4 protein-coding genes are annotated in these 3,408 nt (G+C 30.5%); all 4 read right to left on the reverse strand.

The genetic code is table 11. The features are described from left to right. Positions 1-136: 136 nt before the first annotated feature. Positions 137-580 carry a MauE/DoxX family redox-associated membrane protein gene (locus tag EGH73_RS03045; RefSeq protein ID WP_123280637.1) on the reverse strand — a complete coding sequence of 148 codons (444 nt, stop codon included), beginning with the start codon at positions 578-580 and terminating at the stop codon, positions 137-139. After that, positions 552-1,388 carry a GLPGLI family protein gene (locus EGH73_RS03050; RefSeq protein WP_123280638.1) on the reverse strand — a complete coding sequence of 279 codons (837 nt, stop codon included), beginning with the start codon at positions 1,386-1,388 and terminating at the stop codon, positions 552-554. Before EGH73_RS03050 ends, EGH73_RS03045 begins: the two co-directional genes overlap by 29 nt. A 58-nt stretch (positions 1,389-1,446) precedes the next feature. Next, entirely contained in the window at positions 1,447-1,632 is a 186-nt protein-coding gene (locus tag EGH73_RS03055) for a hypothetical protein (protein ID WP_123280639.1), read from the reverse strand. Positions 1,633-2,095: 463 nt separating this feature from the next. Beyond that, on the reverse strand, positions 2,096-3,352 hold the full coding sequence (locus EGH73_RS03060) for a site-specific integrase (protein ID WP_123280640.1): 1,257 nt from the start codon (positions 3,350-3,352) through the stop codon (positions 2,096-2,098). Between the last annotated feature and the right edge of the window lie 56 nt (positions 3,353-3,408).

The raw sequence follows: 3,408 nt of genomic DNA on the forward strand, positions 1-3,408 counted from the left end.
TATATCGAGGATTCATTTAATTTTTTTTGAAGCAATAACTTTAATTGATTTAGGTGAGTAGTTTCTATTAAAAATGTACTTCCTATCACTATTTTTAGACCAATAATTTCCAAGGATAAGTAATATTAGAATTAAATTAACTATCAAAAGATGTTTTATTTTCATAAGAGAAAAAAATTGCTAATGCTGTTATTAAAATAAGTGTAACATTAATAATAAAATGTATTTCAAAAGATAATCCATTTAAAACCCCACCACAACCACAAACCTCATAACGATTAGAAATATTTAAAAAGGTTATGTATATCGTAAAAACAATAAACAACCAAAAACTTATTTTTAATCCCTTATTCTTAGAAAATACTAAAAAAATTATATTCCCTAACTCAATAAACAATACAAAATATGCCAATATTCTTGCGGAGTTAGGAGAATATAATCCCGACTTGAAAATATTACTAATAAATGCTGAAATATCAAGCGCTTTATTAACAAAAATATAAATAAGAAAAAGGATCAAAAAATAGTATATAAAATCCGAAACCGTTTTTTTATTTTTTGATTTCGATGTAGTTATCATTTTCTAATAAGTATTTTTTCATTTTAGCTTCCCGACTCTTAATGTAATCGCTTGGTAGCGGTTGCGCTAACTTCATATAATCACCATCTGGATAAGTAATGATATTCTCCCGTAACTTTTTAACGGGATCTATTTTGTAAGCATTAAAAGCCTTATAATATTTTTCTTTTGTAGTCTTAATACCTTTTGTAAAGATTTTAGGAACAAAATCTTTTTGGTTTGTTTTTTCTAATCCTACCATTGTAAAGATGTAGGAGTTACTATCATCCTTTGCTTGAACTATCAAACCCGGTAATCCACCAAACTTATATGGTCCAAATGGCAGAGATATTTCTACAGTAAAAAAAACTTCCCACTTTCTTCCACCCACAGTAGCTGTGGCTTTTTGGCAATCGTAATCACCTATCCTTATTTTTTCAGAAAGTATGCTCCATTTTGCATCCTTTCCATCCAAATATGTAAATACATCACCATCTAAAATCTGAAACATTTCATATGTAGCATTTTGTTTCAACACTCCTATATTAAAATTGGGATATTTCATCTTTCTTGTATCAAAATTTACACTACCTCTAACATCAGATTCCTTTTTCATTGAAAGGTATACCGAATCGTTTTTCAAATATGTGTAATTATAAAACTTTGAAGATTTTTTGGGAATATCAATATCAAGTACATATAGGTCTAAATCGGCAGAATCCTGCTTTACATTGGACTTCGATTCTAATTGATAAAAAACTCTAACTGAATTCTGTCCATTTATTTTCAAAAAAGCACAAAGAATAACTAATATCAACAATCTGTTCATTTTATTACATTTAAAAGGCCATTGAAATAACTCGTCTCAAATGGCCATTAATCCTTAGTTAGTTAGTCACAAAAAAACCTTTGGCAGTAAAACCGCCACTTGTAACACCGCAAACTGTTTCTGTAGTTGGATTACAATAACCACCACCATCAGGTGGTACATTCGCTAACAACTTTGAGGATGAAGCGATTGTTGCCGTCACAATGCCTAAAGCAACTAATGACAATTTAATTATGTTTTTCATAAAAAATTTGTCTTCTCTCTAAAGGATTATTTTAATTCAAAATTAGACGGACGAGAGAAGCACGTTTTTAATCCGTTAATTTTAAAATAGAAATATACAGGTCGAAAATAATTGAATCGAAGATATGGTGCAAATAAAGACAGTCCTTAATCATAAAATTTATAGTTTAGGACGTCAATAGAAATAATTTATTAGATTATGCAATTAATAACCAAGTATTTACATTTTTTTTAATTTGACAATCAAAATGATTTTTTGGTTTTACTGCAGATTATGTGATGTACATAAATTTCGCTCAGTTGAAAAGATTATTGATGAAAACGAAAACAATGAAAAAGTATTGATATGAAATCATTCCTTATGTGAAATTTATCTCAAAGACACATCAAACACAAACAAATTTGATCAGCTGAAACCACATCTCAGTTATTTAAATAGAATATGGAATGCAATACTTTCTTAATTAAAAAACATTTCTTTTCATCTTTGCTCCTTGCATAACTTGCTGGGTCTGAAAAATCTCCTTAAGATTCTCCATATCTCTACTTACTTTTGTATCCATAATTTTTGCATAATGCTGTGTAGTCTTTATGCTCTTATGACCAAGCATTTTGCTCACGCTTTCAATAGAAACTCCATTTGAAAGTGTAACTGTAGTCGCAAAAGTATGTCTTGCAATGTGGTAAGTCAATTCTTTATCTATATCACATATATCAGCAATCTCTTTCAAATAGGCATTCATTTTTTGATTGCTGAGAACGGGTAAAAGATTGCCAGAGTTGAGGCAGGTTTTATGGTCTTTATATTTTTCAATGATACCTTCTGCTTGCGGAAGTAATGGAATATTAGAGGTGGTTTTAGTTTTTTGTCGTTTCGTGAAAATCCACTTATTGCCATCTAACCCAAGATTGATATTTTTATGGGTCAATTTCTTTGTATCAATATAGGCAAGACCTGTAAAGCAACTAAAAAGGAAAATATCTCGAACTTGAGAAAGACGCTCATTTTTGAAATTCTTTGTCGAAAGTCGTTCCAATTCATCCTCATTTAAAAATACACGAGTAACTTCATTGAATTTAGATTGATAATTGAGATATGGATCTTTATCAAGCCAGCCATTCGCTAAACAAATCCGAATAATCTTTCCAAAATTTTTCAAATATTTCACCGCCGAATTATTGTTGCAACCTTTTTCTGTTTGTAGATAAAACTCAAAATCGTTAAGAAAGGCGTAATCAATTTTCTTTATATCAATATCATTGGTTTTGAATTTCCATTTTAAAAATGCTTTGGTGTGGCTCATACAGGTTTTGTACCTACCAAGTGTTCCGATGGCAAATTCTTTACCCACCAATTTTTCCATCCTATTGTTATGATCTTGAAAAATTGGGAGGAGCATTCTGCTTTTGATATCCGTTCCGAGTAATTTATTTTTGAGCGATTCACAAGTGATCAAGTCTTTATCCTTCATCAACTCGTGGTAGGCGTCATATACCCTCTGTTCAAAAGTTTTAAGATAGAAATTAAACGATTTAATCGCTTCGGAATTTCCATTCAACTGCTGACCAGCCGAATTCCATAAATGTGGTTTTGTGGTTCTTTTAACGCTTATTTCGGTAACGCGTCCATCGATGGTAATTCGTAAATAAATTGGAGCTTCACCTTGGGAGTTTATCTTCGTTTTTTTGACGTAGAAAAGTAGGTTGAAAGATTGGTTCATTTTGCCGTATCATTTTGGAGTTAAAATTAATCTGAAATAGTCGTTCCTTAACAAAA

It is taken from the genome of Epilithonimonas hominis (genome assembly GCF_003730015.1).
Classification (GTDB): Bacteria; Bacteroidota; Bacteroidia; order Flavobacteriales; family Weeksellaceae; genus Epilithonimonas; species Epilithonimonas hominis.

Excerpts from the sequence above, each read along its gene's own strand:
- EGH73_RS03060 (WP_123280640.1), bottom strand. The coding sequence starts at position 3,352 with ATGAACCAATCTTTCAACCTACTTTTCTACGTCAAAAAAACGAAGATA.
- EGH73_RS03050 (WP_123280638.1), bottom strand. The coding sequence starts at position 1,388 with ATGAACAGATTGTTGATATTAGTTATTCTTTGTGCTTTTTTGAAAATA.
- EGH73_RS03045 (WP_123280637.1), bottom strand. The coding sequence starts at position 580 with ATGATAACTACATCGAAATCAAAAAATAAAAAAACGGTTTCGGATTTT.
- EGH73_RS03055 (WP_123280639.1), bottom strand. The coding sequence starts at position 1,632 with ATGAAAAACATAATTAAATTGTCATTAGTTGCTTTAGGCATTGTGACG.